This window comes from Magnetospirillum sp. SS-4 (assembly GCF_902729425.1).
Lineage (GTDB): Bacteria > Pseudomonadota > Alphaproteobacteria > Rhodospirillales > Magnetospirillaceae > Phaeospirillum.
Genome location: NZ_CACVCH010000057.1, coordinates 21747 through 47133 on the forward strand (window position 1 = coordinate 21747; position 25387 = coordinate 47133).

The following is a 25387-nucleotide window of genomic DNA, read 5'->3' on the forward strand; positions in this document are numbered from 1 at the left end:
TCAAGGGCATGTCCGATACACATCAAATGAGCGGGAGATAGCTGGATCACTCCACCATGATCGCGCGAAAATCGTTGACGTTGGTTTGGGTCGGCCCGGTGACGACCAGATCGCCAAGCGTCTTGAAAAAGCCGTGGGAATCGTTGTCGGCCAGCATGGTCGCCGCGTCGAGCCCCAGCAGGGCGGCGCGCTTCAGGGTGTCGGGGCCGATGACGGCGCCGGCATTGTTCTCGGACCCGTCGATGCCGTCGGTGTCGCAGGCGATGGCGTGAATGCCGGAGGCGCCGTTCAGCGCCAGGGCCAGTGCCAGGGCGAATTCCGCATTGGGGCCGCCGCGCCCGCGGCCTCGCAGCGTCACGGTGGCCTCGCCCCCGGACAGAATCACCGCTGGCCCGGCCACCGGCCGGCGGTGGCGGCGGACCGACAGGGCGATTCCCGCCATCACCCTGGCCATCTCGCGAGCCTCGCCCTCGATGGCGTCGCCCAGGACCAGGGGCCTGTAGCCCATGGCCTCGGCCTGGGCGGCGGCGGCTTCCAGCGCCATTGCGGGGGTGGCGATCAGCCGGTATTCGGTGCCGGCGAAGACGCCGTCGCCGGGCTTGGGGGTTTCGTGGGTGGGATCGGCCAGATGCCGGGCCACCGGATCGGGCGGCACGATGGCGTAACGCGCCAGCACTGCCCTGGCCTCGGCCAGGGTGGAAGGATCGGGAACCGTGGGGCCGGAGGCGATCACCGAGGCGTCGTCGCCGGCTACGTCGGAAATGGCCAGGGTCAGCAACCGGGCGGGGCGAACCAGTTCCGCCAGCCTGCCGCCCTTGATGGCCGACAGATGCTTGCGAACGCAGTTGATCTCGTGGATCGAGGCGCCCGAGCGCAGCAGGGCGGCGGTGACCGCGCGCTTGTCCTCCAGGGCGATGCCGGGGGCGGGCAGGGCAAGCAGGGCCGAACCACCGCCCGAGAGCAGGCACAGCACCAGATCGTCGGACGAGAGATTTTCCACCAGTTCGACGATGCGCGCCGCCGCGTCGCGGCCGGCCTCGTCGGGAACCGGGTGGGCGGCCTCGGCCACTTCGATGAAGCGGGTGGGGACGCGATGGCCGGCGCGGGTGATCACCAATCCGGCCGGCGGGACGGGCCAATGGTCCTCGACCGCCCTGGCCATGGCGGCGGCGGCCTTGCCGGCGCCGATCGCCACCACGCGGCCGGATGGCGGGGCGGGCAGGGCGGGGGGCAGGCAGGCGGCGGGCTGGGCCGCCGCCACCGCCGCCTCGAATAGCCGCCGAAGATCGGTTCGGACCGTCATGGGCCGAAGCCTAATGCAATTCGACGATGGCCTCCAGCCCATTGGCCCTGGCGGCGTTCAGCAGGCGTCCATCGGTCTTGACGCGGGCGACGAAGGCGTTCATCGCGTCCAGCCAGCCGGCATCGTTGGGCGCCAGGGCATAGGCGTAGGGGCTGGGGGCCAGCGGCGCCGGCGGCGTCAGCAGCACGGCCCAGTCGTGACGGGCCAGCATCTTGCGGCTGTAGGGGTAGTCGGTGACGAACAGGTCGGCGCGGCCGCTCATGACCTCCTGTTCGCGGGCCTCGGGGTTGGCCACCTCCAGCAGGCGGGCCCGCCGCAATTCCGTCTTCATGACGTCGACCATGTAGGTGCCGCTGGCGGCGGCGACCACCACGCCGTCGCGGTCGATGTCGCCCCAGGTTCGGATGGTCGGATGGGTGCGGGTGGTGACGGCGTAGACGCCGCTGCGCAGATGCGGTCGGGTGAAGGCCAGCTTTTCCTGGCGTGCCGGCGTGATGGCGACGCCGTGCATGGAGACGTCGCAGCGGTCGCCCAGCAGGTCGCCGATCATGGTCTTGAACGACGAATCGACGAAGCGGACCCTGACCCCCAGATCCTTGCCCAATTCCCGGGCCAGATCGATGTCGATACCTTCCAACTGGCCGGTGCGGGTATTGCGGTACGAGATGGAGTAGTAATCGGGCCAGATGCAGACCCGGACCTCGCCGGCCGTCCGAATGCGGTCCAGCCGGACCGGTTCGGCCTGAACCGGGGAAGACGGGAGCAGAACGGCCAGGGCCGCCACCGCGCGCCACTTCATTTTTCCCTCCTGATACATTGGTAATATGCTATGTCATTTCCCTCATGACTGGAAAGCGGAACAATCACGACGCATCATCTGCCACCGCTCCGATTCTGAGGCGGGTGCCGGTGAAGCCCCTCTATTCCACCACCCTGATCCGGCTGGTGGGAGTGTTCGGAATCACCGTCGCCCTGGTGGTGGCCATCGCCACCGGCGCGGCTTTGCTGGCCGGCCGCCAGGAGGCGGTGACCTCGGCCCGCGACATCACCGCCAGTCTGGCCCGTCCCCTGACCGAGGCGGTGGCGCGCTCGTTCAACTCCATCGACGTAACCCTGGCGTCGGTGGCCGACCTGGCCCGGGAAAGCGGGCTGGCGGGCGATGCCATCGATCTGGTGCGGCCGGTGGCCCAGCGCCTGGTTTTCACCCCCCATCTGCGTCAGGTGCTGGTGGTGGCCGCCGATGGCAGGGTCCTGTTCGACAGCGCCAACATCCTGACCGGCGGCCGTCTCGACGTGGCGGCGACGCTGGAGGATCATCGCCGCATGCCGCGTCCGCTGGTGATCGGCATCCCGGTGGCCGGCCGCTATATCGGCGGCGAGGCCAAGGCGGCGGGGCAAAGCCTGATTCCGGTCAGCCGGGCCATTCTCCACTCCGATGGCGCCATCGCCGCCCTGGTGGTGGCCGCGGTCAATCCCGAGCATTTCCATGGCAGCTTCGACGCGCTGCGGATGCAATCCGGGGTCCGGGTCCAGTTGTGGCGCTTCGACGGAATCCTGCTGGCCAGCAGCGATGGCGGGGGGGTGTCCCCCGGTTTCATCCCGGCCGACGCCGCCTTGTTCAAATCCCATCTCAAGGCGTCGGAGATGGGGACCTTCATCGACGACGACCATGACGGCGTCCGGCGCATCACCAGCTACCGCACCACCTTGTCGTGGCCGCTGGTGATCAGCGTCGGATTGCCCATGGACAGGGCCTTGGCCAATTGGCGGGCCAATGTCGCCAATGTCGGCTGGCCGGTGGGACTGGTCACCCTGGTGGTGCTGGGCTTCACCGTCTTGCTGATGCGCACCCTGGCGCGGCGCGCCCGCGACGAGGCGACGCTCCGCCTCAGCGACCGGGTGCTGGCCAACGTCTCCAACGGCGTCACCATCGCCGATGCCCAATCGGGCGACCTGCCGCTACTTTACGTCAATCCCGCCTTCGAGCGCATCACCGGCTACAGCGCCGGCGAGGCGTTGGGCCGCAATGCCCGCTTTCTCCACGCCGACGAGGCCGATCAGGAAGGGTTGGACGCCATCCGCGTCGCCCTGGCCGAGGGGAGCGCGGTCACGGTCAAGCTGCGCAACACCCGTGCCGATGGTGGGCGGTTCTGGAACCAGGTGTCGCTGACGCCGGTACGCAACCCGGCGGGGACGATCACCCACTGGGTGGGGGTGCAGCGCGACATCACCAATGAAGAGGAATCCCGCGCCGCCCTGGCCGCCGCCTATGACGACGTCGCCCGCTACAGCGCCGATCTGGAGCGGTTTTCGTTCGTGCTGGCGCACCATCTTCAGGAACCGGCGCGACAGATGCGGCTGCAAGCCCAGATATTGCAGCAGCAGACGGGGAACGGAGGACGCGGCGACGGAGGAAGCGGTCCGGCCAGCCTGATCATCGATGCGTCCGCCCGCCTGATCGAATTGCTGCGCGACGTCCAGGCCTATCTGGCGGTGGAACGCCACGCCCCCAAGGGGGCGGTCGGGTCGGCGCAGCAGGCGCTGGAATCCGCGGTCCGGCGGCTGGAGGCCCAGGAGGATGGCTGGCTCGAAGCCGTGCCCCTTCCCCATGTGGCGCTGCCCCAGAAGCAATTGGACGATCTGTTCGAGATCATTTTGGAGAACGCCATCCGCTTCCGTCATCCCGGCCGGGGATTGCGGGTCAGGATATCGGTGGTCTTCGACGAGGGGAAATGGCGGTTCCGCATCGCCGACAACGGCATCGGCGTCGAATCCTGCTATTTCGAGCGGATATTCGTTCCGCTGGAGCGCCTGCACCATGATACCGAGCGGTCCGGCGGAACCGGCATAGGCCTGGCGATCGCCCGCAAGACCGTCGAGGCCGCCGGCGGCCGCATCTGGGTCGAATCCGACGGCGCCAGCGGCTCGACCTTCGTCTTCACCCTGCCGGGAGCGTGATTTCCCCGCTGTGGATGCTTTTCCCGTGGATTTCGTTGACAAGCCATCCGCGATCCGTATAGTTCCGCCCTCTCTCCCGAGAAAGCGGGTGGGCGGCCCCTTGGCGCGCTCACCCCGCCCCCGGCGCAAGCCGGACAGGGACTATCGGGACAACCGCAGCAACCGATCAAATCGGGCGAATAGGAAGACCATGACCAAGCGCATCGAATCCAAGTTCAAGATCAACCGCCGCCTGGGCGCCAATCTGTGGGGCCGCTCCAAGAGCCCGCTGGCCCGCGGCAAGGAAAATCCTCCCGGCCAGCATGGCCAGCGCCGCAAGAAGCCGTCCGATTTCGGCACCCAGCTGATGGCTAAGCAGAAGCTGAAGGGCTATTACGGCAACATCGGCGAGAAGCAGTTCCGCCGCCTGTACGACGAGGCCGTGCGCCGCCGTGGCGACACCTCTGAGAACCTGATCGGCCTGCTGGAAAGCCGCCTGGACGCCATCGTCTTCCGCCTCAAGTTCGCCCCGACCCCGTTTGCTTCCCGGCAGTTGATCAATCACTGCCACATCCGGGTCAACGGCAAGCGCGTCAACATCGCGTCCTATCGTTGCAAGGAAGGCGACGAGGTTTCGGTGAAGCCGAAGTCCAAGGATCTCGCCCTCATCCTGGAAGCCGCCCAGTCGGGCGAGCGCGACGTTCCGGATTACCTGGAAGTCGACCATAAGGAAATGAAGGGCAAGTTCATCCGCACCCCCAAGCTGGCCGACGTGCCCTACGCGGTGCAGATGGAACCCAATCTGGTCGTCGAATTCTATTCGCGCTAACACGTATGACCAATTCCTGCGGCGACGCAGGGTTTGGAACGTGACGAAGAAGCTGTTCAGCACAAGGTGTTGGGCAGCTTTTTTGTTGGGCGGACGACACGATGCAGAACGCACTGAATGCAAGGATACTGATTATTGACGACAACGTTGCGGAAGCGACGCTGACAAAACTGACGCTACAGGCAGGCAAGATTGGCTGTAGCATTGAGCACGTGACAAACGGCTATATGGGCATTGACAGGCTGAAGGAAGCTAAGCGGACAGAGCGCCCATACCATATCGTAATACTAGACGTGCAAATGCCCGGAATTAGTGGCTGTGAGACGCTTGAGATAATACGGAAAACAGACGAGATTGCGGACACTTACGTGGCGATTTTAACGAGCTTGAAGTGTAAGACAGACTGCCCGCGCGATTTATTTTTGTGTCACGAAAAAAAAGCTGACATATACTTGCATAAAGAAACGACACTTGAAGACTTTGAGGCAGAACTTATACAGCTAAAGGCTGACTACGAAAATCAGAAGGAAGTCATTAGCATTAACACTAAAGATATATAGGTTACTATTTAGGACAGCAAGACGCTATACTAACACATAGCTAACACGCACTTTTGAAGGTGCAGCTATGGACGTTGGACAGCGTGAAATTGAACTGCGTGGCGGACGAATTGTGCTGTACACGCGGGCAGATGACAGACACGGGATTTGGCAGGCGCGGTTTAGGCTGGGCACGGATCGCACGCTGGTTAGGCGCAGCACGAAGACGACGGACTTGGCGGAGGCGAAACGGACGGCGGAAGAGCTGTACGAGGAGCTGCGCTACAAGCAGCGCAACAATCATCCCCTGAAAGACCAGACCTTTAAGCTGCTTGCGGACGACTTTGTGCGGAAAACGGCGCGGGAGACGCTGGAAGGACGGCTGAGCAAGGGACGGCTGGTGCTGATTGAGGGCACGCTGAGGCGGTACTTGCTCCCATTTTTCGGCAAGCGACCGATTAACAGCATAACGACGGCGGATTTCAACGAGTACGACGAATGGCGGCTGGACTATTGGACACGGGGCTATGGCGCGGACAAGGTGGTGGCAACAGCGGCGGCAGTTCCATCCCCAAAAACGCTGGTGATGGAACAGAGCATCTTGCGGCAGATTTTGAAGCACGGGCTGGAGCAAGGTAGCTTGAAGCAGCTTGCGTTTATGCGGGCGAAACGGGCGAAGACGAACAGGCGCGGCGCATTTGACGTGAAGGAGTACAGGCTGTTGGTGCGGACGGCACGGCAGCGCAGCAACGAGGCTGAACACCCACGTGTAAAACGGGACAGGCAGCTTTTGGAACTGTACGTGCGCTTGCTGGTGGGCACGGGCATGAGGGTTGGCGAGGCACGTGGGCTGACATGGCGCGACGTTGAACTGATCCACACGGGCAACGGCAAGCTGACGGAGACGCTGCGGCTTTGGGTGGATGGCAAGACGGGCAAGCGGGCGGTGATTGGGACACGGGCGGCGAAGAACACGCTGAAGAAGCTATTGGCGCACTATGGCTGGAAGGACTTGGACGAAGCACGGGCGAACGGCAACGGGCTATTTAGGAACAGCAAGGGCGAGGACATTGGCACGTTTGAGGTGGGCTTTGGCAAGCTGATGGAAGCAGCGGGCTTGGACAAGGACAGGCACGGCAACGCGAGGACGCTGTACAGCTTACGGCACACATACGCTACTTTTAGGCTACTGTACGGCGGCACGGACGTTTACTTGCTGGCGCGGAACATGGGCACGAGCGTGAACATGATTGAACAGCATTACGGGCACGTGAGCACGACGCTGGCGGCGGACAAGCTGATTTGACGGAGCGCGGCGGCTTGACGCACGAGAGGCTAAAACTATTGGATAGGTCTGTAACGCAATAGCATAGCTGGTAAGCGAAAAGCTTTATGCTGATAGACTTTTGGGGCATACGTAACGGTGAAAACACGTATGGCAAAGGTTGGGACAATGACGCGGGCGTTGAGTTTTTTCATCATTGATGAAAGCAAAGCGAACATAGCGCTTATAACGGCTGCGCTTCATAAGCAAAACTACGACTGCGAAGTTCTATCTGAAAGCAATGTAGATTCGGCACTTGCACGGCTGATGGAGCTGAACAGAAACGACAAAAATTCTCTTCCAAATGTTATTCTGATTGGGCGGCTTGATAGCGATCTAAACGCAATTGGTGTGCTGTGCTATTTGAGCACTGCGAAAATTTCTGAGCATTCGGTGGCTGTGGTTATATGCGGGCATACGGACTACAACGACAAGGCGCTGTACCTGAACAACGGCGCTGAGCACGTGATTGCGTGGCATTTTGATTGCAAGGAGCTTGAGGATGGGCTGCGCATTTTTGAGGAATACGCGGAGGAAATGGCTGCACAGTAGAAAATCTGCGGCGGACAAGCTGATTTGACGGGCAAATCAGCGAACATACTTGATGTATGTTGGAGGCAAATGGCGGCCGGATTTTTTGAGCAGATCGGCGACGACGCTGCATAAATAGTGGCATGAAGGCACGAGAGATATTGGACGCTGACGCTTGGCTGGCGCGGAAGAAGGAACGCAGGGGCGAGACGATTAGCGATGAACGACGGCAATTGATGGCAATGATCTACAGCGACACGACGCTGGAACGGGAACAGCTTGAGCTTGAACGGGCGAGATTGGAGCTTGGGCAGATAAAGGCTGAGATAATGAAAACAAAGGCGGAGGCAGTCAAAGACACAGCCCAAGCAAAATACAGTTGCAGGAAAAGTTACTAAACTTAAATACTTTCATTTATCATTTTATACTTGAAAACAGCTATTTTACTTGGTTTTTTTGAAGCTAACTTGGGCAGGTGAAATTCTACAGTTTGTATAATATAGTTACCAACTATTCTTCATCATCCATAATCACCAAATTCCATAATCACCAAATTCCATAATCACCAAATTCCATAATCAATAAATTCCACATCCATCATCGTCCACAGTCGTAAAACTCCATAGTCACTAAATTCAAAGACCTTAACACCGTTACAGCAATCAGATTGGATAATAGTTTAATAGTCAGGCGTAGCCTGATTACGTATATCGTCTTGTTTTCAGCCCCTGAAATCCGTTGCAACTCTCCACAGCCATAACAACTGACTTGGCGATAATCGGACTATATAAAGTTGAATATTGAGTGCGAGTGAATTGTTTTGAATTATCGTCGCTTGCGACGCTGACCGAATGCTGCAATCTGAACTTAAGCATATAGGTAGCTATATCGTGTAAATTGTCCGTGTGCGACTTGTCGTCACGCAACTTGGTAAAATCCACTTGATAGCTATTTTGGTATATTTTTCGCAGTTCGCCCTCTATGTCGTACTTTTCATTTTTGAACTTCGGCATACATATAACAGCATGAAAATGAAGAAGAAAACTTGGCGATTTTTTATCTTTGTCGTAGCCGAGTGCCGAAAGCGTATTCACTTTTCGGTCGGATAGTTTCTCATCAGCAGCAATCGCGTGAATTTCATAAGCGCCCAAAAGTCTGATGTTTTCATCAGCGAAGAGCTGAAGTTTGTCCAAATCATTATCAAGCTTCTTTTTCAATTTCTTAATAAGCGTCAGATTTATGTCCGCTGAATTGTAGTGGACCTCGTGCAGAATTGTAAGGAAGCGCAGCTTGTCAGCATCCACGTTGCCAAAATTTTCAATCATACTTTGAGCAAATAACTCTTGCTGGGCATGACGACATTTAGGACAGAACGGATTATTGCAAGGGTGGCGTCCTGTGCAATTTAGTATTCTCAAAGCAAGTGTTGTGGCTTTTTTATCGGAAAAATCTGTACACAAATTTTCAACCACATATTTCCGTTGACGTATTTTGCCTTCAGCGTAGTCACCAATTTTTTCTGTGTATCTGTATTTCTGTTCAAATGCAGACTGATTTTGAATTTCAGCGATGGTAAATTTCTTTGTCATTTTACGGTCTTCTTTGAACAACACACGGTCAACATGATTGCATAGATGGCGAGCACTTCAATACTTGCCATCTTTCCATTAAATCCATATTCAACTAATTTTTCTCGCTCCATTGTCTATCTCCATAAATAACAGCGCTACATGCGCAGCGGTATTTATGACGGACGACGATAAATATTGATGGGAAACTCAAAATATCTTTGGAGACATTATGAACGCATTACAACACGCATATATTACCTTAAAATCCAACGACTTAACTGATGGACAGTACGATTTTAGCAGGAAGTGGCTGGGACGTGACAGGAGCTATTACGGAAGCATGAAGGCGAGGCAGCGGCAAGCTGGACTGCGGACAATGCTGGCACTTGCGGGCAATCTGACGAAGGCGCTGGTTCGGGCGAAGGCTGAACGGCGTGGCAATGACGCGGCGGTGCTGGAGAAACTGAGTGGTCGCATTTGGGACGGCGTGATGGCTGGACGGGCTTGAACAGCTCGGCGGCCACGCGGATCAACTTGTCGTGTAACACGACAACTTCGGTGGGCTTGAACAGCACGGCAGCGAACATACTTGCTGTATGTTGGTGCGGATCGGTGCGGACACGGCGGAAACGCAATTGCACTGCCCTACTCCATTTTTCCCAACGCGCATTGCGTCGGAAACGCACACTACAGCAGCAAAGCAACTTTGGGAGCTACCTACACACAGCGCAGTGCAAAACTGCGCTGTGTGACGACGAGCGGAGCTTGGCGGTTGAATTTGAGCTGCACCGAGCACCGAAAACGCAGTCAGGTTTAGTACACATACATTATATGAAAATGCGCTGCATAGGACAATGATTACAGCAACTTACAGATATATCGGTCACTGATGCACTGACATAGACATTACTGTACTGCAAGCGAACGACTTGGAGTACAGGACATGACTGCATTGGCGAAATTGAAGCTGACGACTGCGACGCGCAAAACGGAGAAGCTGAGCGCGGAACAGTACACGCGACAGCGCATGCTGGCGAACTTGGCGGAACAGCTTGGCATGGCGCGGGCGATGCTGGATGGCTCGGCCTTCACTGTTAAGCAGACGCGATACAAGACGGACGAGAACGGCGAGCGCATTGGGTACGAGCGCAGCAAGCGGCTGCGTCAGTGGTTCTGGCAGGATGCTGACGGCAACTGGCTGTTGGAACTGCGCTACGGGAACAAGCTTCTGAAGCTGAGCGGCGACAGCACGGCGGTGCTGGTGGGCAAGCTGGAGCAGCTTGCGGGCGTGATCGAGACGCTGATCGAGGCTGTGGCGGCGGGCGAACTGGACAAGGCGCTGGCGGCGGCGAAGAAGGAGCGCATGGCAACGCTGCGGAAGGGCTGACGATGCAAAGGTGGTAGATTGCGACTATGCTTTTGGGGTATAACAGGTATGAAGCTGACAGCATTTTAATGCGCAAAAAACGCAATACATCCAATGCATTACTCGCATTAGATGTATAATTCGCGCTAACACACATCACCAAATTCTGCGGTAACGCAGGGTTTGGAACGTGACGAAGAAGCTGCTCGGCACAAGGTGTTGGGCAGCTTTTTTGTTGGCTGGGGGGAGGCTGAAAATGGCGCGAGAAGCGGAGGTGCTATTTGTTGAAGATAGCGAGTGTTACGCGCATCTTTTTGAAATTATTGTTGGTCAGATTGAATATAAATGCAGATTAGACAAAGCTGTTAATGGCGCAGAGGCAATAAGGAAATTAAAGGAGCGCTTTGAAAGCGAGGACACCTTTTACGACGTTGTTATCACAGACTTACATATGAACTTTATTAATGGCATTGAGCTTACAAAATACATACGATCGCTTTACGCAAATATGAATATCCCAATTGTTGTTATGTCATCGCAGGACGCAAGCGAAGTTGGCATGTTGGCGCACGATGCTGGCGCGAACCGCTTTATACAAAAACCGGCACATATTGACGAGCTATTCCAAGCCATTACCAATGTCATATCTGATTTTATAGTTAAAATTGGACATGACATTGAGCGACGAAAAGTTGACAATTAGCACAATAGCTTGGAATGACTGTATTAATAGTGAATACCATTACTATTGCTGGGAGAATTTCTGAAATTTAGACGCTATACTAACACATAGCTAACACGCACTTTTGAAGGTGCAGCTATGGACGTTGGACAGCGTGAAATTGAACTGCGTGGCGGACGGATTGTACTGTACACGCGGGCTGATGACAGACACGGCATATGGCAGGCGCGGTTTAGGCTGGGCACTGAACGGACGCTGGTTAGGCGCAGCACGAAGACGACGGACTTGGCGGAGGCGAAGCGGACAGCGGAGGAGCTGTACGAGGAACTGCGCTATAAGCAGCGGAACAATCACCCCCTGAAAGATCAAACGTTTAAGCAGCTTGCGGAGGACTTTGTCAGAAAGTCGGCGCGAGACACGCTGGAAGGACGCTTGAGCAAGGGCAGATTGGTGCTGATTGAGGGCACGCTGAGGCGGTACTTGCTCCCATTTTTCGGCAAGCGACCGATTAACAGCATAACGACGGCGGATTTCAACGAGTACGACGAATGGCGGCTGGACTATTGGACGCGGGGCTACGGTGCGGACAAGGTGGTTGCAACATCGGCGGCAGTGCCCTCGGCGAAAACGCTGGTGATGGAACAGAGCATATTGCGGCAGATTTTGAAGCACGGGCTGGAGCAAGGCAGCTTGAAGCAGCTTGCGTTTATGCGGGCGAAACGGGCGAAGACGAACAGGCGCGGCGCATTTGACGTGAAGGAGTACAGGCTGTTGGTGCGGACAGCACGGCAGCGCAGCAACCAGGCGGAACATCCACGTGTGAAGCGAGACAGGCAGCTTTTGGAGCTGTACGTGCGCTTGCTGGTGGGCACGGGCATGAGGGTTGGCGAGGCACGCGGGCTGACATGGCGCGACGTTGAACTGATCCACACGGGCAACGGCAAGCTGACGGAGACGCTGCGGCTTTGGGTGGATGGCAAGACGGGCAAGCGGGCGGTGATTGGGACACGGGCGGCGAAGAACACGCTGAAGAAGCTGTTGGCGCATTACGGCTGGAAGGATTTGGACGAGGCACGGGCGAACGGCAACGGGCTATTTAGGAACAGCAAGGGCGAGGACATTGGCACGTTTGAGGTGGGCTTTGGCAAGCTGATGGAAGCAGCGGGCTTGGACAAGGACAGGCACGGCAACGCGAGGACGCTGTACAGCTTGCGGCACACATATGCCACTTTTAGGCTACTGTACGGCGGCACGGACATTTACTTGCTGGCGCGGAACATGGGCACGAGCGTGAACATGATTGAACAGCATTACGGGCACGTGAGCACGACGCTGGCGGCTGACAAGCTGATTTGACGGGCAGATTGACGAACATACTTGATGTATGTTGGCGGCAATGGCGGCCGGATTTTTTGAGCAGATTGGCGACCACGCTGCATAAATAGTGGCATGAAGGCGCGAGAGATATTGGACGCTGACGCTTGGCTGGCGCGGAAGAAGGAGCGCAGGGGCGAGACGATTAGCGACGAGCGACGGCAATTGATGGCAATGATTTACAGCGACGCGACGCTGGAACGGGAACAGCTTGAGCTTGAACGGGCGCGATTGGAGCTTGGACAGATAAAGGCTGACATAATAAAAGCAAAGGCAGTGGCAGCGAAAAATAACGCTGAAGCAAATGAAACTGAAATGTCTGCGAAGCACTTTTGAAGATGCTGCAAATTTTACTGACAGTAAAAACACAATATAGCAAATACTATACTGAACGGCGCGGAAACATTGGACTTTTTGACGCAGGTAATTTTGGAGCACTGACTATAGTTTGTATTAAGTTATATAGTACTTACCTTAATCAATTCAAAATTACAAACATCAATCTCATATCAACAAAGTCAAACACAAACTCTAAACCACAATCAAAGACCTTAACTCGTTTCTAAACACGATATTGGTATTAGACATTGTAGCTAAATGAAAGACCGTTGAACTTTTTACATGAATTGACTGACATGACGACAGCTTTAGCTATCGGAATTTCATAGAGACTTGCATAGCACGTACGCTTGTACATTTGATTTTGATCATCTTCAAATTTGAGACGCTGACTATGCTGCAAGCGGAACTTGAGCATATAGGTAGCAAGCGTTTCTAAATTTTTATCTTGTGATTTATCGGAGTGCAGATGCTGAAGCAGTACTTGATACTTATGCGGGAAATGAGCGGAGCTTTTGAGCATAGATAGCAGTTTAGATTCTGACAGCGACCCGAGATTTACAACTGCATGAAAATGCAGAAGAAAAAACGGCAGATTACTACTTTCTACGAGCCCGAGAGGCTTTAGAGAAAGAAGCTTGCGGTCGCTGAGAATTGCATTAGCAGCGAACGCTTCAATTTCAAAACTCCCGAGCAATTGCACGGAAGTGCCATTGTTTTTGTTGATGACATTGAGGGCATTGCGAACGGAACGCTTAACACGTTTGACAAGCGTGCTGCTGATTGACGCTGCATCATAGTGCACGCTGTGCAGGAAGGTGAGAAAGCGCAACTGGCTTGCGGGCACGTGGCTGAACGCGGCGAGCATTTTGTCCGCGAACTTGCGCTGCTGATTATGGCGGCACATGGGGCAAAATGGCTGCTTGCAGGGCTTATGGGTTGAGCAGTGCATGAGGCGATGGGCAAGCGCGGTTGCGTCTTTATCGGCAAGATCGCTGCACAGGGCATTGATGACGTAGGCACGCTGGCGGATTTTGCTGACAGCGTGGTCACCGATTTTTTCCTTAAATCGGTACTCTAAATCGGCGGCGCTGACGTTTTTGAGGGCGGACATGGCGGCGAGCTATTTGAGGCGGGACGCGGCACAGCGCAGCGTGGCGCGGATAGCATAGAGGGCGAGCTGATTAATGCAAACAAGCTCCCCACGAAATCCCACTGAGACGTAATGATTGGACGACATTTTATTTCTCCCAAATTGAACTGCGCTACATGCGCAGCGGTATTTATGACGGACGACGATAAATATTGATGGGAAACTCAAAATATTTTTGGAGACATTATGAACGCACTACAACACGCATATATTACCTTAAAATCCAACGACTTAACTGATGGACAGTACGATTTTAGCAGGAAGTGGCTGGGACGTGACAGGAGCTATTACGGAAGCATGAAGGCGAGGCAGCGGCAAGCTGGACTGCGGACAATGCTGGCGCTTGCTGGCAATCTGACGAAGGCGCTGGTTCGGGCGAAGGCTGAGCGGCGCGGCAATGACGCGGCGGTGCTGGAGAAACTGAGCGGGCGCATTTGGGACGGCGTGATGGCTGGACGGGCTTGAACAGCTCGGACGACAACAAGCAATACGGATATGTCCAAAGTTTGAACGCGGAGTGCTTGGACCTAAAATTGTAGCGCATTGCGACAACGTGTCGTGTAACACGACAACTTCGGTGGGCTTGAACAGCTCGGCGGCGAACATACATGCTGTATGTTGGCGCGGATCGGCGCGGGCGTGGCTGAAGCGCAATTGCACTGCCCTACTCCATTTTTCCCAACGCGCATTGCGTCGGAAACGCATGCTACAGCGGCAAAGCAACTTTGGGAGCTACCTACACACAGCGCAGTGCAAAACTGCGCTGTGTGACGACGAGCGGAGCTTGTCGGTTGAATTTTAGCTACACCGAGCACCGAAAACGCAGTCAGGTTTAGTACACTTACATTATATGAAAATGCGCTGCATAGGACAATGATTACAGCAACTTACAGATATATCGGTCACTGATGCACTGACATAGACATTACTGTACTGCGAGCGAACGACTTGGAGTACAGGACATGACTGCATTGGCAAAATTGAAGTTGACGACTGCGACGCGCAAAAATGAGAAGCTGAGCGCGGAACAGTACACGCGACAGCGCATGCTGGCGAACTTGGCGGAACAGCTTGGTATGGCGCGGGCGATGCTGGATGGCACTGCGTTTACGGTGAAGCAGACGCGATACAGGACGGACGAGAACGGCGAGCGCATTGGGTACGAGCGCAGCAAGCGGCTGCGTCAATGGTTCTGGCAAGATGCTGACGGCAACTGGCTGTTGGAACTGCGCTACGGGAACAAGCTTCTGAAGCTGAACGGCGACAACACTGCGGTGGTGGTGGGCAAGCTGGAGCAGCTGACCAGCGTGATTGAGACGCTGATGGAGGCAGTGACGGCGGGCGAACTGGACAAGGCGCTGGCGGCAGCGAAGAAGGAGCGCATGGCAACGCTGCGGAAGAGCTGACGGCAACATGCGTCACAATATGGCTATATCCGAAGGTATATTTTTGAAGACCTTTTGGTGTATAACAGGCATATGGCTGACAGCTTTTTAAGGCGCAAAAACCACAGCAATAACAATGCAATGCTCGCATTAGCTGTATAACTCGCGCTAGGCTCTGGGTCGAAAGTTCCAGCCAAGATCGACGCGCCGCCGCAAGGTGGCGCGTTTTTCGTTGTGTCCGCCCCGTCGTCCGTCATTCCGTCCCGGAACCGGCCTTCCTGGCCCGAAGGCGTTCCCAGTAGTCGAGGCGTTTTTTGACCTCGCGCTCGAAGCCGCGTTCCACCGGCTGGTAGAAACGGCGGCGCTCCATGTCGTCGGGGAAGTAGTTCTGTCCCGAGAATCCGTCCGGGTCGTCATGGTCGTACCGATAGCCCTTGCCGTAGCCGATTTCCTTCATCAGCCGGGTGGGGGCGTTCAGTATGTGCTTGGGCGGCATCAGCGAGCCGGTGTCCCTGGCCGATTTCATCACCGCCTTGAAGGCTGTGTAGGCGGCGTTGGACTTGGGCGCGGTGCCGAGATAGATCACCAGTTGGGCCAGGGCCAGTTCGCCTTCCGGGCTGCCCAGGCGTTCATAGACATCCCAGGCGGCCAGGGCCTGAATGACCGCGTTGGGGTCGGCCAGCCCGATGTCCTCGACCGCGAAGCGGGTCAGGCGCCGGGCGATGAACAGCGGGTCCTCGCCGCCGGTCAGCATGCGCGCCATCCAGTACAGCGCCGCGTCGGTGTCCGAGCCGCGCAGGGATTTGTGGAGCGCGCTGATCAGGTTGTAATGTCCCTCGCGATCCTTGTCGTAGGCCGGCGCCCGGCGCTGGACCGCCTCGGCCAGCCCGGACGGCGACAGTGGCGGTTCCGTCGGCAGCAGCGCCAGATCCTCGGCCAGATTGAGCAGATAGCGGCCATCGCCGTCGGCCATGGCCTTGACGGCGGCGCGGGCATCGGCGTCCAGCGGCAGGGGACGTCCCAGCGCCGTCTCGGCCCGGACCAGCAGCGCCTCCAGCGCCGCTTCGTCGAGGCGGTGCAATACCAGCACCTGAAGTCGCGACAGCAGCGCCCCGTTCAGTTCAAAGGACGGGTTCTCGGTGGTGGCGCCCACCAGCACCACGGTGCCGTTCTCCACATAGGGCAGGAAGCCATCCTGCTGGGCGCGGTTGAAGCGGTGAATTTCGTCGACGAACAGCAAGGTTCCCTGGCCGAGTTCCTTGCGCTTGCCGGCGGCGTCGAACACCTTGCGCAGGTCGGCGACTCCGGAAAACACCGCCGACAGCGGGTCGAAATGCAGGTCGGTGCGCTCGGCCAGCAGGCGGGCGATGGTGGTCTTGCCGCAGCCCGGCGGTCCCCACAAGATGATGGAGGCCAGTCTTCCCGCCGCCAGCATGCGGCCCAGCGGAGCGTTGGCCGCCAGCAGATGCCCCTGGCCCACCACCTCGTCGAGAACGGTGGGCCGCAGCCGTTCCGCCAGCGGCCGGTCTTCGTCCCTTTGGAACAGTCCGGTCACCCGCCGATCACCTGGGTCATCACCTCGCCGTTGCGGTTGACGGTGATGGACCAGCGCTGCCGTTCGCCCTGAAGCTGCTGTTTCAACTCGGCCACCGTCGGCACCGGCTTCTCGTTGACCCGCAAGACGATGTCGCCCGGCTGCACTCCCAGGCGATGGGCGACCGAGCCGCGCTTGACTCCCAGGACCAGCACTCCGGACAGGCCGGAACTGATGCCGATCTCCTCGGCCAGGGCGGGGTTGATGTTGACCACGGTGGCGCCGCTGAAGGGATGGCGGCCGGCAAGATCGCTGCGGTCGCGGGGCGGAGTCTCGGGCGGGGCCAGCAGGCGGACGCTGATCTGACGTTCGCTTCCGCCCCGCAGGACGGTCAGCCGCGCCTCGCTGCCGACCGGCAGGGTGGCGAGGCGAAAGCGCATGGCCTCGGAATCCTCGACCTCATAGCCCTGGACCGCCAGCACCACGTCGCCGTTCTGCAAGCCGGCGGCGGCGGCCGGGGAATCGCGGTGGATGTTGTTGATCAGAACGCCGACCGGACGGGCTAGCTTCAGCGCCTGGGCCAGGTCGGCGGTGACCGGCTGGCCGCCGATTCCCAGCCACGGCCGCACCACCTTGCCGCCCTTGGTGATGCTGTCGACCACGTTGCGGACCAGGGCGGTGGGAATGGCGAAGCCGATGCCGTTCGAGCCGCCGTCCTTGGAATAGATGGCGGTGTTGATGCCGATCAGCTTGCCTTCCATGTCCACCAGGGCGCCGCCGGAATTGCCGGGATTGATGGCCGCGTCGGTCTGGATGAACGACCGGTAGTCGGACACCCCCACATTGGTCCGGGCCAGGGCCGAGACGATGCCCTGGGTCACGGTCTGGCCGACCCCGAACGGATTGCCGATGGCCAGCACCAGGTCGCCGACCTCCATCTTGTCGGAATCGCCAAGGACCAGGGTGGGGAAGTTTTCCCCCCGCGCCTCGATCTTCAGCACCGCCAGATCGGTCCGCTCGTCCGAGCCGACGACGCGGGCCTCGAACTCGCGGCGGTCGGACAGCACCACCGTGACCTCGTCGGCGTCCTTGATGACGTGGTGATTGGTGACCACCGTGCCGTCGCTCCTCAGCAGCACGCCCGAACCCAGCGAGCTTTGCACCCGGTCACGGGTCATGCCCGGAACCTCGCCGAAGAAGCGGCGGAAGAACGGATCGGCGAACAGCGGCGATGCCGCCGTGTGCACCACCCGCTTGGTGTAGATGTTGACCACCGCCGGCGCCACCTGGCGCACCACCGGCGAGAAGGTCAGGCGAATCTGTTCGCGCGACGACGGCGCCATGGCGGTCTGGGCGTGGGCCGGGCCAAGGCCGGCAAGAACGAGAATGGCGCAGGAGATGAGAATCTTCATGGGGCGATCACGATGCGGGGGGATGGAACCACTTCTATATAGCGGTCGAACCACCGTCTGAACAGGCCCGGCCTTTCCCGTCCTGAACGCTCCTATTGCTGCTGGGTGTTGCTGGCGTCGTTGGTGGTGATCTTGCGGCCGAGGGCCTCCATCAGCGGCTCGATCCTGCCGCCGGAATTCCGCAGCACCGAGGCGAAGTCCTCGCGCATGGCGCGGATGATGCTGACGCCCTCGGCGGTGACGTCGATGATCACCGGCCTGCCGTCGGGGGCGTCGACCACGTCCCAGTCGACCGGGATGGGAATGCTGGGCTGCGACGGCAGCGTGACCATGCTCGCCACCCGGAAACGTCCGTCGACGGGTCGCGCGTCGCCGACCTGGACGGCCACCCCGGTCTTCAGGTTCTTCAGCAGCCCCACATAGCTTGAAACCAGATAGCGCATGAAGACGTCGGAGAAGGCGGTCCGCTCGGCGGCCTCCAGCTTGCCCCAGTGGCGTCCCAGGATATAGGACGACAGCATGGATGGATCGCTGTGCCGGCGCAGCAATCCGTCCAGCAGGCGGGTCCGTTCGGCCAGGGAGTGCCCCTTGGCCACGAAGGTGTCCAGCCCCTCGCCGACGGCCGCCTGGACGGCGTCGCGGGCGGTTCGGGCGTCTCCGGCCCCGGCGGGGCGGAGCGGCAGGACCGTCACCAGCAGGGAAAGCGTCAGGGCGGCAAGTAGTCGCGAAGCGGTCATGGCTATCCTCGAACCTAATTCCAGGCATCCACACGGATGGAATTATGTCGATTCCGCGTTTCGCCGCAACAGATCACAGCGCGACGATCTCGGGAACGTGGCCGGTGTGGCGAAGAAAGCGCAGCAGGCCGGACGAGGCGACGGTGGTGGTCATGTCGTTGCGCAACGGATGATAGTTGACCAGCGGCTGCTGCATCATCCAGGCGTCCAGCACCGGGGTGACCCGACGCCCGGAATCGTTGAGCAGGGCGAACGGCGTCACCGAGCCGGGTTCGATGCCCAGCGTCTCGCCCAGCAATTCGGCCGAGCCGAACGACAGCCGCGCCGAACCGATCCTGGCCGGCAGGCGTTTCAGGTCGATTTGCCGTTCCGCCGGCGCCACCACCAGCCACAGCCGGGCCTTGGCGTCCTTCAGGAACAGGTTCTTGCAATGAATTCCGGGAATGCCGCTCCATACCGCGTTGCCTTGCTCGACGGTGAAGGCGGGTTCGTGGCGGTGGGTGGTAGCCTCGATCTCCAGGCGCTCCAGCAGGGCCAGCAGGGATTCCGTGGTGGCGGCGACGGGTGGCATGCTTACGCTCTCCTTGGGGTCAGCACTTTGCGGAGTTCCTCCAGCACCAGCACCAGCGACGCCAGCCCGGCGGCCAGCAGCCATTGTCCGCCGTCCAGGCCGGTGGTGTGGAACAGGGTCTGCGCCGGTCCCCAATGCACCACCACCGCCTGCAATGCGAGGATTCCGCACAGCGCCAGCCACAGCTTGCCGTTGGCGAGGGCACCGCGGCCCAGGGCGGATTCGGCGCCGACCCGGGCGTTGAAGACGTTGAAGACCTGGAACAGCACGAAGGTGGTGAAGGCCACGGTCCTGGCTTCCTCCAGTCCGGCGCCGGCCGCCAGGGCCATGTGCATGGCCGTCAGGGTTCCCGCCGCCATCAGCAGCCCGAACCAGGCCAGCCGCAGCAGCCGCCACGGCGGCAGGATGGTGCTGTTCAGTCCCCTGGGGGGCTCGCGCATGGCCGACGGCCGGGCGGGATCAAAGGCCAGCGCCATGGCCGGCGGCCCGTCCATGATGATGTTGACCCACAGGATCTGGATAGCGCCGAACGGCAGCGGCATTCCCAGCAGCGGCGCCGCCATCACCGCCAGCAGGGCGCCGATATTGGTGGACAGCTGGAAGCGGACGAACTTCACGATATTGTCGGCGATGGTGCGGCCTTCGCGCACCGCCCGGACGATGGTGGAAAAGTCGTCGTCGGTCAGCACCATGGCGGCGGCCTCGCGGGTGACGTCCGACCCCGCCCGCCCCATGGCGATGCCCAGGTGGGCGGTCTTCAGCGCGGCGGCATCGTTGACGCCGTCGCCGGTCATGGCGACCACATGGCCCTGGCGGCGCAGGGCCTCGACGATGCGGACCTTGTGCTGGGGGGAAACGCGGGCGAACACCGCGACGGCGCCGATGCGCCCGGCCAGGGCGTCGTCGTCCAGCCGGTCCAGCTCGGTTCCGGTCATCACCGCGCCGTCAAGTCCGAGCTGGGCGGCGATGGCGGCTGCGGTGGCGGCATGGTCGCCGGTGATCATCTTGACCGTGATGCCGGCGTCGTGGCAGGTGGCGACGGATTCGGCCACGCCCGGCCGGGGGGGGTCGGCCAGTCCGATCAGGGCGTGCAGGCACAGGCCGTGCAACTGGTCGATCGGATCGGCGTCGGCGGCCACCGGCCTGGACGCCACCGCGATGACCCGCAGGGCCCGGCCGCCCAGCCGTTCGATCTCGGCTGCGATGGCGTGGCGCGATTCATCGTCCAGGGCCAGGGCGCCGTCCTCGCCCAGGACCCGGTCGCACAGTCCAAGCACCACGTCGGGGGCCCCCTTGACGGACAACAGGCCGCCGTCCCCGCCCTCGTGCACCGTCGCCATCAGCTTGCGCGCCGAATCGAACGGCACCTCGGCCCGCCGCCGCCAGAGTCCGGGGGGCGGGCAGGCGCCGGCGGCGGCGGCCAGGGCCAGCAAGGCGGTTTCGGTGGGGTCGCCCAGCGCCTCGCCGTCGGGTGTCAGGCGGGCGTCGTTGCACAGGGCGGCGGGCAGCAGGATCGGGCCGAGCGACGGTAATCCGGCCGTCTCCAGCGTCCGTCCCCGCGCCCAGCCCGCCAGGGCGGTCATGCGGTTCAGCGTCAGGGTGCCGGTCTTGTCCGAGCAGATCACCGTGGTGGATCCCAGGGTTTCCACCGCCGCCAGCCGGCGGACGATGGCGCCGCGCCCGGCCATCCGGTACATGCCGATGGCCAGGGTGACGGTGACCACCGCCGGCAGTCCCTCGGGAATGGCGGCGACGGCAAGGGCCACCGAGGTCAGGACCACCTCGGCCAGTCCCAGTCCCCGCGCCAGTCCCTGAAGCGCCACCAGGGTGACCACCACCCCGGCGACGGCTGCCAGCCGTCGTCCCAGCTGGTCGAGGCGAACCTGCAACGGCGTCGGCGGCGTCTCGGCCTCGTCCAGCATGCCGGCGATACGGCCAATCTCGGTGGCGGGGCCGGTGGCGGTCACGATCATCTCGGCGCGGCCGGCCGTCATCACCGTGTTCATGAAGGCCATGCCGGTCCGGTCCGCCAGCGGCGTGTCGGCGGCGGCGACGGTCTCCGCCTGCTTGGCTACCGGCGCCGATTCGCCGGTCAGGGTGGATTCGTCGATCTCGACGGCGCGGGTCAGCCACAGGCGGCCGTCGGCGGGAATGCGGTCTCCGGCCTCCAGCAGCACCATGTCGCCTGGAACCAGGCTGTCGGCGGGCACCACCGTCACCTCGCCCCGGCGCCGCACCCGCGCCGTCTGGGCCAGCATGGCCCTGAGCGAGTCGAGGATGCGGCCGGCCCGGCGTTCCTGGACGAAACCGAGGGTGACGTTGAACAGGGTCACCGCCAGGACCGCGACCATGTCGGTCACATGGCCGATCAGGCCGGCGAACAGGCCGGCGGCGATCAGCATGGCGGTCAGGAGATTGCGGAACTGGTCGAGAAAGACGGCCCATCCCGGCCGGGGCGGGCGTTCGGCGAGACGGTTGGGGCCAAAACGGGCCAGCCGCGACCCGGCCTCGGCGTCGCTCAGCCCGTCGGGGCCGCCGCCCAGCGTGGCCGCGACGTCGCCCGCGTCGCGGGCGTGCCAGGGAATCGGGTCAGGGGCGGGGGTCAGGAGCGGTCAGCCCCAGTTGTGATGCAGCCACCACCGCGCGGGTGCGGTTGTTGACGTTGAGCGCCTTCAAGATGGCGGTGACGTGCAGCTTGACGGTGCCTTCCGCCAGTTCCAGCACGCGGGCGATCTCCTTGTTGGACTTGCCCTGGCCCAGCAGGGCCAGCACTTCCTTCTGGCGCGGCGTCAGGGCCGCCATGGCCGCGTCGCCGGTCACCGGACCGCCGTCATCGCCCGGATGGCTGGGTTCCAGCAGGGCCGGCGGCAGATAGACGCCGCCCGACAGAACCAGCTTCAGCGCTGACAGCATGATCCGGCTGGACGATGTCTTGGGAATGAAGCCGGCCGCCCCCATGTTGACCGCCTGGAGCACATGGCGGCGGTCGTCGGAGGCCGACAGGACGATTACCGGCACGGTGTTGGGCAGCATGGATTTCAGCTTGGCCAGTGCCTCGACCCAATCCATCCCCGGCATGGTGAGGTCGAGCAGGACGATGTCCAGGTCGGCCTCGTTCTGGACGGCGGCGATGGTCTGGGGGAAATCGCAGGCCTCGACGATGGTCGGAGGGCCTTCGAACTGGTCCAGGACAAGCCTCAGCCCGTCGCGGAACAATTCATGGTCGTCGGCGATCAGGATCTTCATCTTCCCCCCAACCGGTTTCCCGCCGGTTAATGTATAAAACATCCGGGTGGCGATACCGTCTCAGACTTGCCGGCCCAGCGCCACAAAAAACGAATATACCCCGCAGCCCCCGATTCCGGCCACGGCCCCAAGGTCCCCATCACTTGCGGTTAATACCTAGTCTAAAGGAAGGGCGACGGAATCCATAACGAAAAAGCCGGTCTCTGGCCTTTGACGCGATCATCTTGTATGGTCCGCCCCCATGACGCAAGCGCGCACCATCTATCATGCTTGCCGCATATCCGAATGGGATGCGGCGGTCGAGGCCGGAAGCTACGGCGGCTCGTCCCAGGACGAGGCCGACGGCTTCATTCATTTTTCCTCGGCCGCGCAGGTCACGGACAGCGTCGCTAAGCATCGCGCCGGTCAGGACGGGCTGGTGCTGGTGGCGGTGGACGCGGGCTGTCTGGGGGAGGAACTTCGCTGGGAACCATCGCGGGGCGGCGCGCTGTTTCCCCATCTCCATGGAAGGCTGCCGCTGGACGCGGTGCGCTGGGTCCGCGACCTGCCGCTGGACCCGGCGACCGGGCGGCATGTCTTTCCCGTGATCGAGGACTGAATGGTCGATTATTTTCGATTCCTTGGGCCGCTGGTCCGTCTGCTCGACGCCGAAACCGCCCATGGCCTGACCATCCGCCTGCTGAAGGCCGGGCTGGTGCCGGCCCAGCCCCGCTTCGACCCGCCCGCCCTCAAGGTCAGGCTGTGGGGGCGCGACTTCGCCAATCCGATCGGACTGGCCGCCGGGTTCGACAAGAACGCCGAGGTTCCCGACGCCATGCTGGACCAGGGGTTCGGCTTCGTCGAGATCGGTTCGGTCACCCCCCGGCCGCAGCCCGGCAATCCCCGGCCGCGCATGTTCCGCCTGCCCGAGGACGCGGCGGTGATCAACCGCATGGGCTTCAACAACCAGGGGCTTGACGCGGTGGCTGCGCGGCTGGCCGCGCGCCGGCGGGTCGGCGTCGTCGGCGCCAATCTCGGTAAGAACAAGGATACCGAGGATGCCGCCGCCGATTACGAGGCCGGCGCCGCCCGGCTGGCGTCATTGTCCGACTATCTGGTGATCAACGTCTCGTCGCCCAACACGCCCGGCCTGCGGGCGTTGCAGGGGCGCGACCAGCTGGAGTCCCTGGTGGGCCGGACCCGAAGCGCCCTGACCAGGGCGATGCCGGAAGGCGCGCCGCCGCTGCTGCTGAAGATCGCCCCCGATCTCGCCTGGGAGGATCTGGCCGACATCGCCGCCGTGGCGTTGGCCGGCGGGCTCGACGGGCTGATCGTTTCCAATACCACGGTGGCGCGGCCGGACTCGCTGCGTTCGGCCAATGCCCGGGAAACCGGCGGCCTGTCTGGGGCGCCCCTGTTCGAATCCTCCACCGCCATGCTGCGCCGCATGTACGAACTGACCCACGGCAAGCTCCCCATCGTCGGGGTCGGCGGCGTCGCCTCGGGCTCCGAGGCCTATGCCAAGTTCAGGGCGGGGGCCTCGCTCGTCCAGCTCTACTCCGCCATGGTCTATCAGGGGCCGGCCCTGGTCACTCGCATCAAGCATGAATTGCTGGACCTGTTGCAGCGTGACGGCTTTGCCTCCATCGCCGAGGTTGTGGGGGTGGACCATCGGGAGGCCAAGGGAGGATGATGGGCGCGGTTCCGCTGATTTCCGGCCTGTCCCGTCTGGCCGGGCGCTATGACGGTTTCGTCCTCGACCTGTGGGGGGTCATCCATGACGGGGTCGAGGCCTATCCCGGCGTCGTCGCCACCCTGGCGGCGCTGCGGACGGCGGGCAAGCGCACCGTCATGCTGTCCAACGCGCCCCGGCGCTCGGCGGCGCTGATCGAGCAGCTTGGCCGCCTCGGCATCGCCCGCGATCTGTACGACGAGGTGATGTCCTCGGGCGAGGCGGTGCATCTGGAACTGGAACGGCGCACCGACCCGGCGTTCGCCGCCCTGGGCCGCCGGCTTTACCATCTGGGGCCGGAGCGCGACCGCAATGTCTTCGAGGGCCTGGATTACCGCCCGGCCGGGTTGGACGAGGCTGATTTCGTGCTGAATACCGGGCCGGTCGACCTGACGGAAAGCGTCGCCGACTACCAGGACGCGCTGGACCGGGCGCTGGCCCGCCGCCTGCCCATGGTCTGCGCCAATCCCGACCATGTGGTGATCCGCCAGGGCAGCCGCGTCACCTGCGCCGGCGCCATCGCGGAGCGCTACGCCGACATGGGCGGGGCGGTGGTCTGGCGCGGCAAGCCCGATCCCGCCATCTACGATCTGGCGCTGGCCCGCCTTGGCGTCGCCGACCGCAAGCGGGTCTGCGCCGTGGGCGACGCGCTGCACACCGATATCAAGGGGGCGCGCCTGGCCGGATTCGATGCCGTGCTGGTGACCGGCGGCATCCATGCCGAGGAACTTGGCGTCCGCTGGGGCGAGGCTCCGGTTCCGGCCCGGCTGGACGATCTGGTCCGCCGCCATGGCGAGACTCCGGTGGCGGCCATGGTCAAATTCTGCTGGTAGGGAAGGGGGA

26 protein-coding genes are annotated in these 25387 nt (G+C 60.9%); 16 read left to right on the plus strand and 10 right to left on the minus strand.

Annotation, left to right across the window (positions count from 1 at the left end; genetic code table 11):
• Positions 1–46 precede the first annotated feature (46 nt).
• Both MTBSS4_RS10290 and MTBSS4_RS10295 read right to left on the minus strand, forming a co-directional pair.
• Positions 47–1303 carry a glycerate kinase gene (locus MTBSS4_RS10290; protein ID WP_173983318.1) on the minus strand — a complete coding sequence of 419 codons (1257 nt, stop codon included), beginning with the start codon at positions 1301–1303 and terminating at the stop codon, positions 47–49.
• A gap of 10 nt (positions 1304–1313) precedes the next feature.
• Complete coding sequence (locus MTBSS4_RS10295; protein WP_217425531.1) at positions 1314–2102, minus strand: ABC transporter substrate-binding protein; 789 nt, start codon at positions 2100–2102, stop codon at positions 1314–1316.
• Positions 2103–2146: 44 nt separating this feature from the next.
• Here MTBSS4_RS10295 and MTBSS4_RS10300 point away from each other — a divergent pair, with 44 nt between their 5' ends.
• The 6 genes from MTBSS4_RS10300 to MTBSS4_RS10325 all read left to right on the plus strand — a co-directional run bounded on the left by MTBSS4_RS10300 (position 2147) and on the right by MTBSS4_RS10325 (position 7861).
• Positions 2147–4261 carry an ATP-binding protein gene (locus MTBSS4_RS10300; RefSeq protein WP_173983320.1) on the plus strand — a complete coding sequence of 705 codons (2115 nt, stop codon included), beginning with the start codon at positions 2147–2149 and terminating at the stop codon, positions 4259–4261.
• A 190-nt stretch (positions 4262–4451) separates the two neighbouring features.
• The gene (gene rpsD, locus MTBSS4_RS10305; protein ID WP_173983321.1) at positions 4452–5069 is read left to right on the plus strand and encodes a 30S ribosomal protein S4; all 618 of its coding nucleotides are present in this window, start codon (positions 4452–4454) and stop codon (positions 5067–5069) included.
• 101 nt (positions 5070–5170) lie between these two features.
• Positions 5171–5629, plus strand: a complete 459-nt coding sequence (locus tag MTBSS4_RS10310) for a response regulator (RefSeq protein ID WP_173983322.1) — start codon at positions 5171–5173, stop codon at positions 5627–5629.
• Positions 5630–5696: 67 nt separating this feature from the next.
• A complete protein-coding gene (locus MTBSS4_RS10315) occupies positions 5697–6914 on the plus strand; it encodes a tyrosine-type recombinase/integrase (RefSeq protein WP_173983323.1) in 1218 nt (405 codons plus the stop codon).
• Between the two features lie 147 nt (positions 6915–7061).
• Positions 7062–7484, plus strand: a complete 423-nt coding sequence (locus tag MTBSS4_RS10320) for a hypothetical protein (protein WP_173983324.1) — start codon at positions 7062–7064, stop codon at positions 7482–7484.
• A gap of 140 nt (positions 7485–7624) precedes the next feature.
• Positions 7625–7861: a hypothetical protein gene (locus MTBSS4_RS10325; RefSeq protein WP_254432481.1), complete on the plus strand. Its 237-nt coding sequence runs from the start codon at positions 7625–7627 to the stop codon at positions 7859–7861.
• 303 nt (positions 7862–8164) lie between these two features.
• Here the strand turns inward: MTBSS4_RS10325 and MTBSS4_RS10330 are convergent, their stop codons facing one another.
• Entirely contained in the window at positions 8165–9052 is an 888-nt protein-coding gene (locus MTBSS4_RS10330; protein WP_173983326.1) for a hypothetical protein, read from the minus strand.
• Between the two features lie 211 nt (positions 9053–9263).
• Here MTBSS4_RS10330 and MTBSS4_RS10335 point away from each other — a divergent pair, with 211 nt between their 5' ends.
• The 5 genes from MTBSS4_RS10335 to MTBSS4_RS10355 all read left to right on the plus strand — a co-directional run bounded on the left by MTBSS4_RS10335 (position 9264) and on the right by MTBSS4_RS10355 (position 12792).
• Positions 9264–9542, plus strand: coding sequence for a DUF6626 family protein (locus MTBSS4_RS10335; RefSeq protein ID WP_173983327.1), 279 nt, complete (start codon positions 9264–9266; stop codon positions 9540–9542).
• A 435-nt stretch (positions 9543–9977) separates the two neighbouring features.
• Positions 9978–10421: a hypothetical protein gene (locus MTBSS4_RS10340; RefSeq protein WP_173983328.1), complete on the plus strand. Its 444-nt coding sequence runs from the start codon at positions 9978–9980 to the stop codon at positions 10419–10421.
• 169 nt (positions 10422–10590) lie between these two features.
• Complete coding sequence (locus MTBSS4_RS10345; protein WP_173983329.1) at positions 10591–11103, plus strand: response regulator; 513 nt, start codon at positions 10591–10593, stop codon at positions 11101–11103.
• Positions 11104–11367: 264 nt separating this feature from the next.
• Entirely contained in the window at positions 11368–12438 is a 1071-nt protein-coding gene (locus tag MTBSS4_RS10350; protein ID WP_254432482.1) for a tyrosine-type recombinase/integrase, read from the plus strand.
• A gap of 111 nt (positions 12439–12549) precedes the next feature.
• On the plus strand, positions 12550–12792 hold the full coding sequence (locus MTBSS4_RS10355; RefSeq protein ID WP_254432483.1) for a hypothetical protein: 243 nt from the start codon (positions 12550–12552) through the stop codon (positions 12790–12792).
• A 244-nt stretch (positions 12793–13036) separates the two neighbouring features.
• Here MTBSS4_RS10355 and MTBSS4_RS10360 read toward each other — a convergent pair whose 3' ends face one another.
• A complete protein-coding gene (locus tag MTBSS4_RS10360; RefSeq protein ID WP_173983331.1) occupies positions 13037–13909 on the minus strand; it encodes a hypothetical protein in 873 nt (290 codons plus the stop codon).
• Between the two features lie 225 nt (positions 13910–14134).
• On the opposite strand from MTBSS4_RS10360, the gene MTBSS4_RS10365 reads away from it, so the two are divergent.
• Positions 14135–14413, plus strand: coding sequence for a DUF6626 family protein (locus MTBSS4_RS10365; protein WP_173983327.1), 279 nt, complete (start codon positions 14135–14137; stop codon positions 14411–14413).
• 497 nt (positions 14414–14910) lie between these two features.
• The gene (locus MTBSS4_RS10370; protein ID WP_173983332.1) at positions 14911–15354 is read left to right on the plus strand and encodes a hypothetical protein; all 444 of its coding nucleotides are present in this window, start codon (positions 14911–14913) and stop codon (positions 15352–15354) included.
• Between the two features lie 232 nt (positions 15355–15586).
• On the opposite strand, the gene MTBSS4_RS10375 is transcribed toward MTBSS4_RS10370, so the two are convergent.
• The 6 genes from MTBSS4_RS10375 to MTBSS4_RS10400 form a co-directional block, all read right to left on the minus strand.
• Positions 15587–16888, minus strand: a complete 1302-nt coding sequence (locus tag MTBSS4_RS10375) for a replication-associated recombination protein A (RefSeq protein ID WP_173983333.1) — start codon at positions 16886–16888, stop codon at positions 15587–15589.
• A complete protein-coding gene (locus MTBSS4_RS10380; RefSeq protein WP_173983334.1) occupies positions 16885–18279 on the minus strand; it encodes a DegQ family serine endoprotease in 1395 nt (464 codons plus the stop codon). The genes MTBSS4_RS10375 and MTBSS4_RS10380 overlap by 4 nt, the downstream gene beginning before the upstream one ends.
• Before the next feature lie 92 nt (positions 18280–18371).
• Positions 18372–19016, minus strand: a complete 645-nt coding sequence (locus tag MTBSS4_RS10385; RefSeq protein ID WP_173983335.1) for a phospholipid-binding protein MlaC — start codon at positions 19014–19016, stop codon at positions 18372–18374.
• 73 nt (positions 19017–19089) lie between these two features.
• Complete coding sequence (locus MTBSS4_RS10390) at positions 19090–19587, minus strand: prolyl-tRNA synthetase associated domain-containing protein (protein WP_173983336.1); 498 nt, start codon at positions 19585–19587, stop codon at positions 19090–19092.
• Between the two features lie 2 nt (positions 19588–19589).
• Positions 19590–22193, minus strand: a complete 2604-nt coding sequence (locus tag MTBSS4_RS10395) for an HAD-IC family P-type ATPase (RefSeq protein ID WP_173983349.1) — start codon at positions 22191–22193, stop codon at positions 19590–19592.
• Entirely contained in the window at positions 22177–22833 is a 657-nt protein-coding gene (locus tag MTBSS4_RS10400) for a response regulator transcription factor (protein ID WP_173983337.1), read from the minus strand. The genes MTBSS4_RS10395 and MTBSS4_RS10400 overlap by 17 nt, the downstream gene beginning before the upstream one ends.
• A 241-nt stretch (positions 22834–23074) precedes the next feature.
• On the opposite strand from MTBSS4_RS10400, the gene MTBSS4_RS10405 reads away from it, so the two are divergent.
• From MTBSS4_RS10405 to MTBSS4_RS10415, 3 genes are read left to right on the plus strand one after another with little or no spacing between them, the layout of a single operon-like run.
• Positions 23075–23431: a DUF952 domain-containing protein gene (locus MTBSS4_RS10405; RefSeq protein ID WP_173983338.1), complete on the plus strand. Its 357-nt coding sequence runs from the start codon at positions 23075–23077 to the stop codon at positions 23429–23431.
• The gene (locus MTBSS4_RS10410) at positions 23432–24505 is read left to right on the plus strand and encodes a quinone-dependent dihydroorotate dehydrogenase (RefSeq protein WP_173983339.1); all 1074 of its coding nucleotides are present in this window, start codon (positions 23432–23434) and stop codon (positions 24503–24505) included.
• Positions 24502–25377, plus strand: coding sequence for a TIGR01459 family HAD-type hydrolase (locus MTBSS4_RS10415; protein WP_368667774.1), 876 nt, complete (start codon positions 24502–24504; stop codon positions 25375–25377). Before MTBSS4_RS10410 ends, MTBSS4_RS10415 begins: the two co-directional genes overlap by 4 nt.
• Positions 25378–25387: the final 10 nt, after the last annotated feature.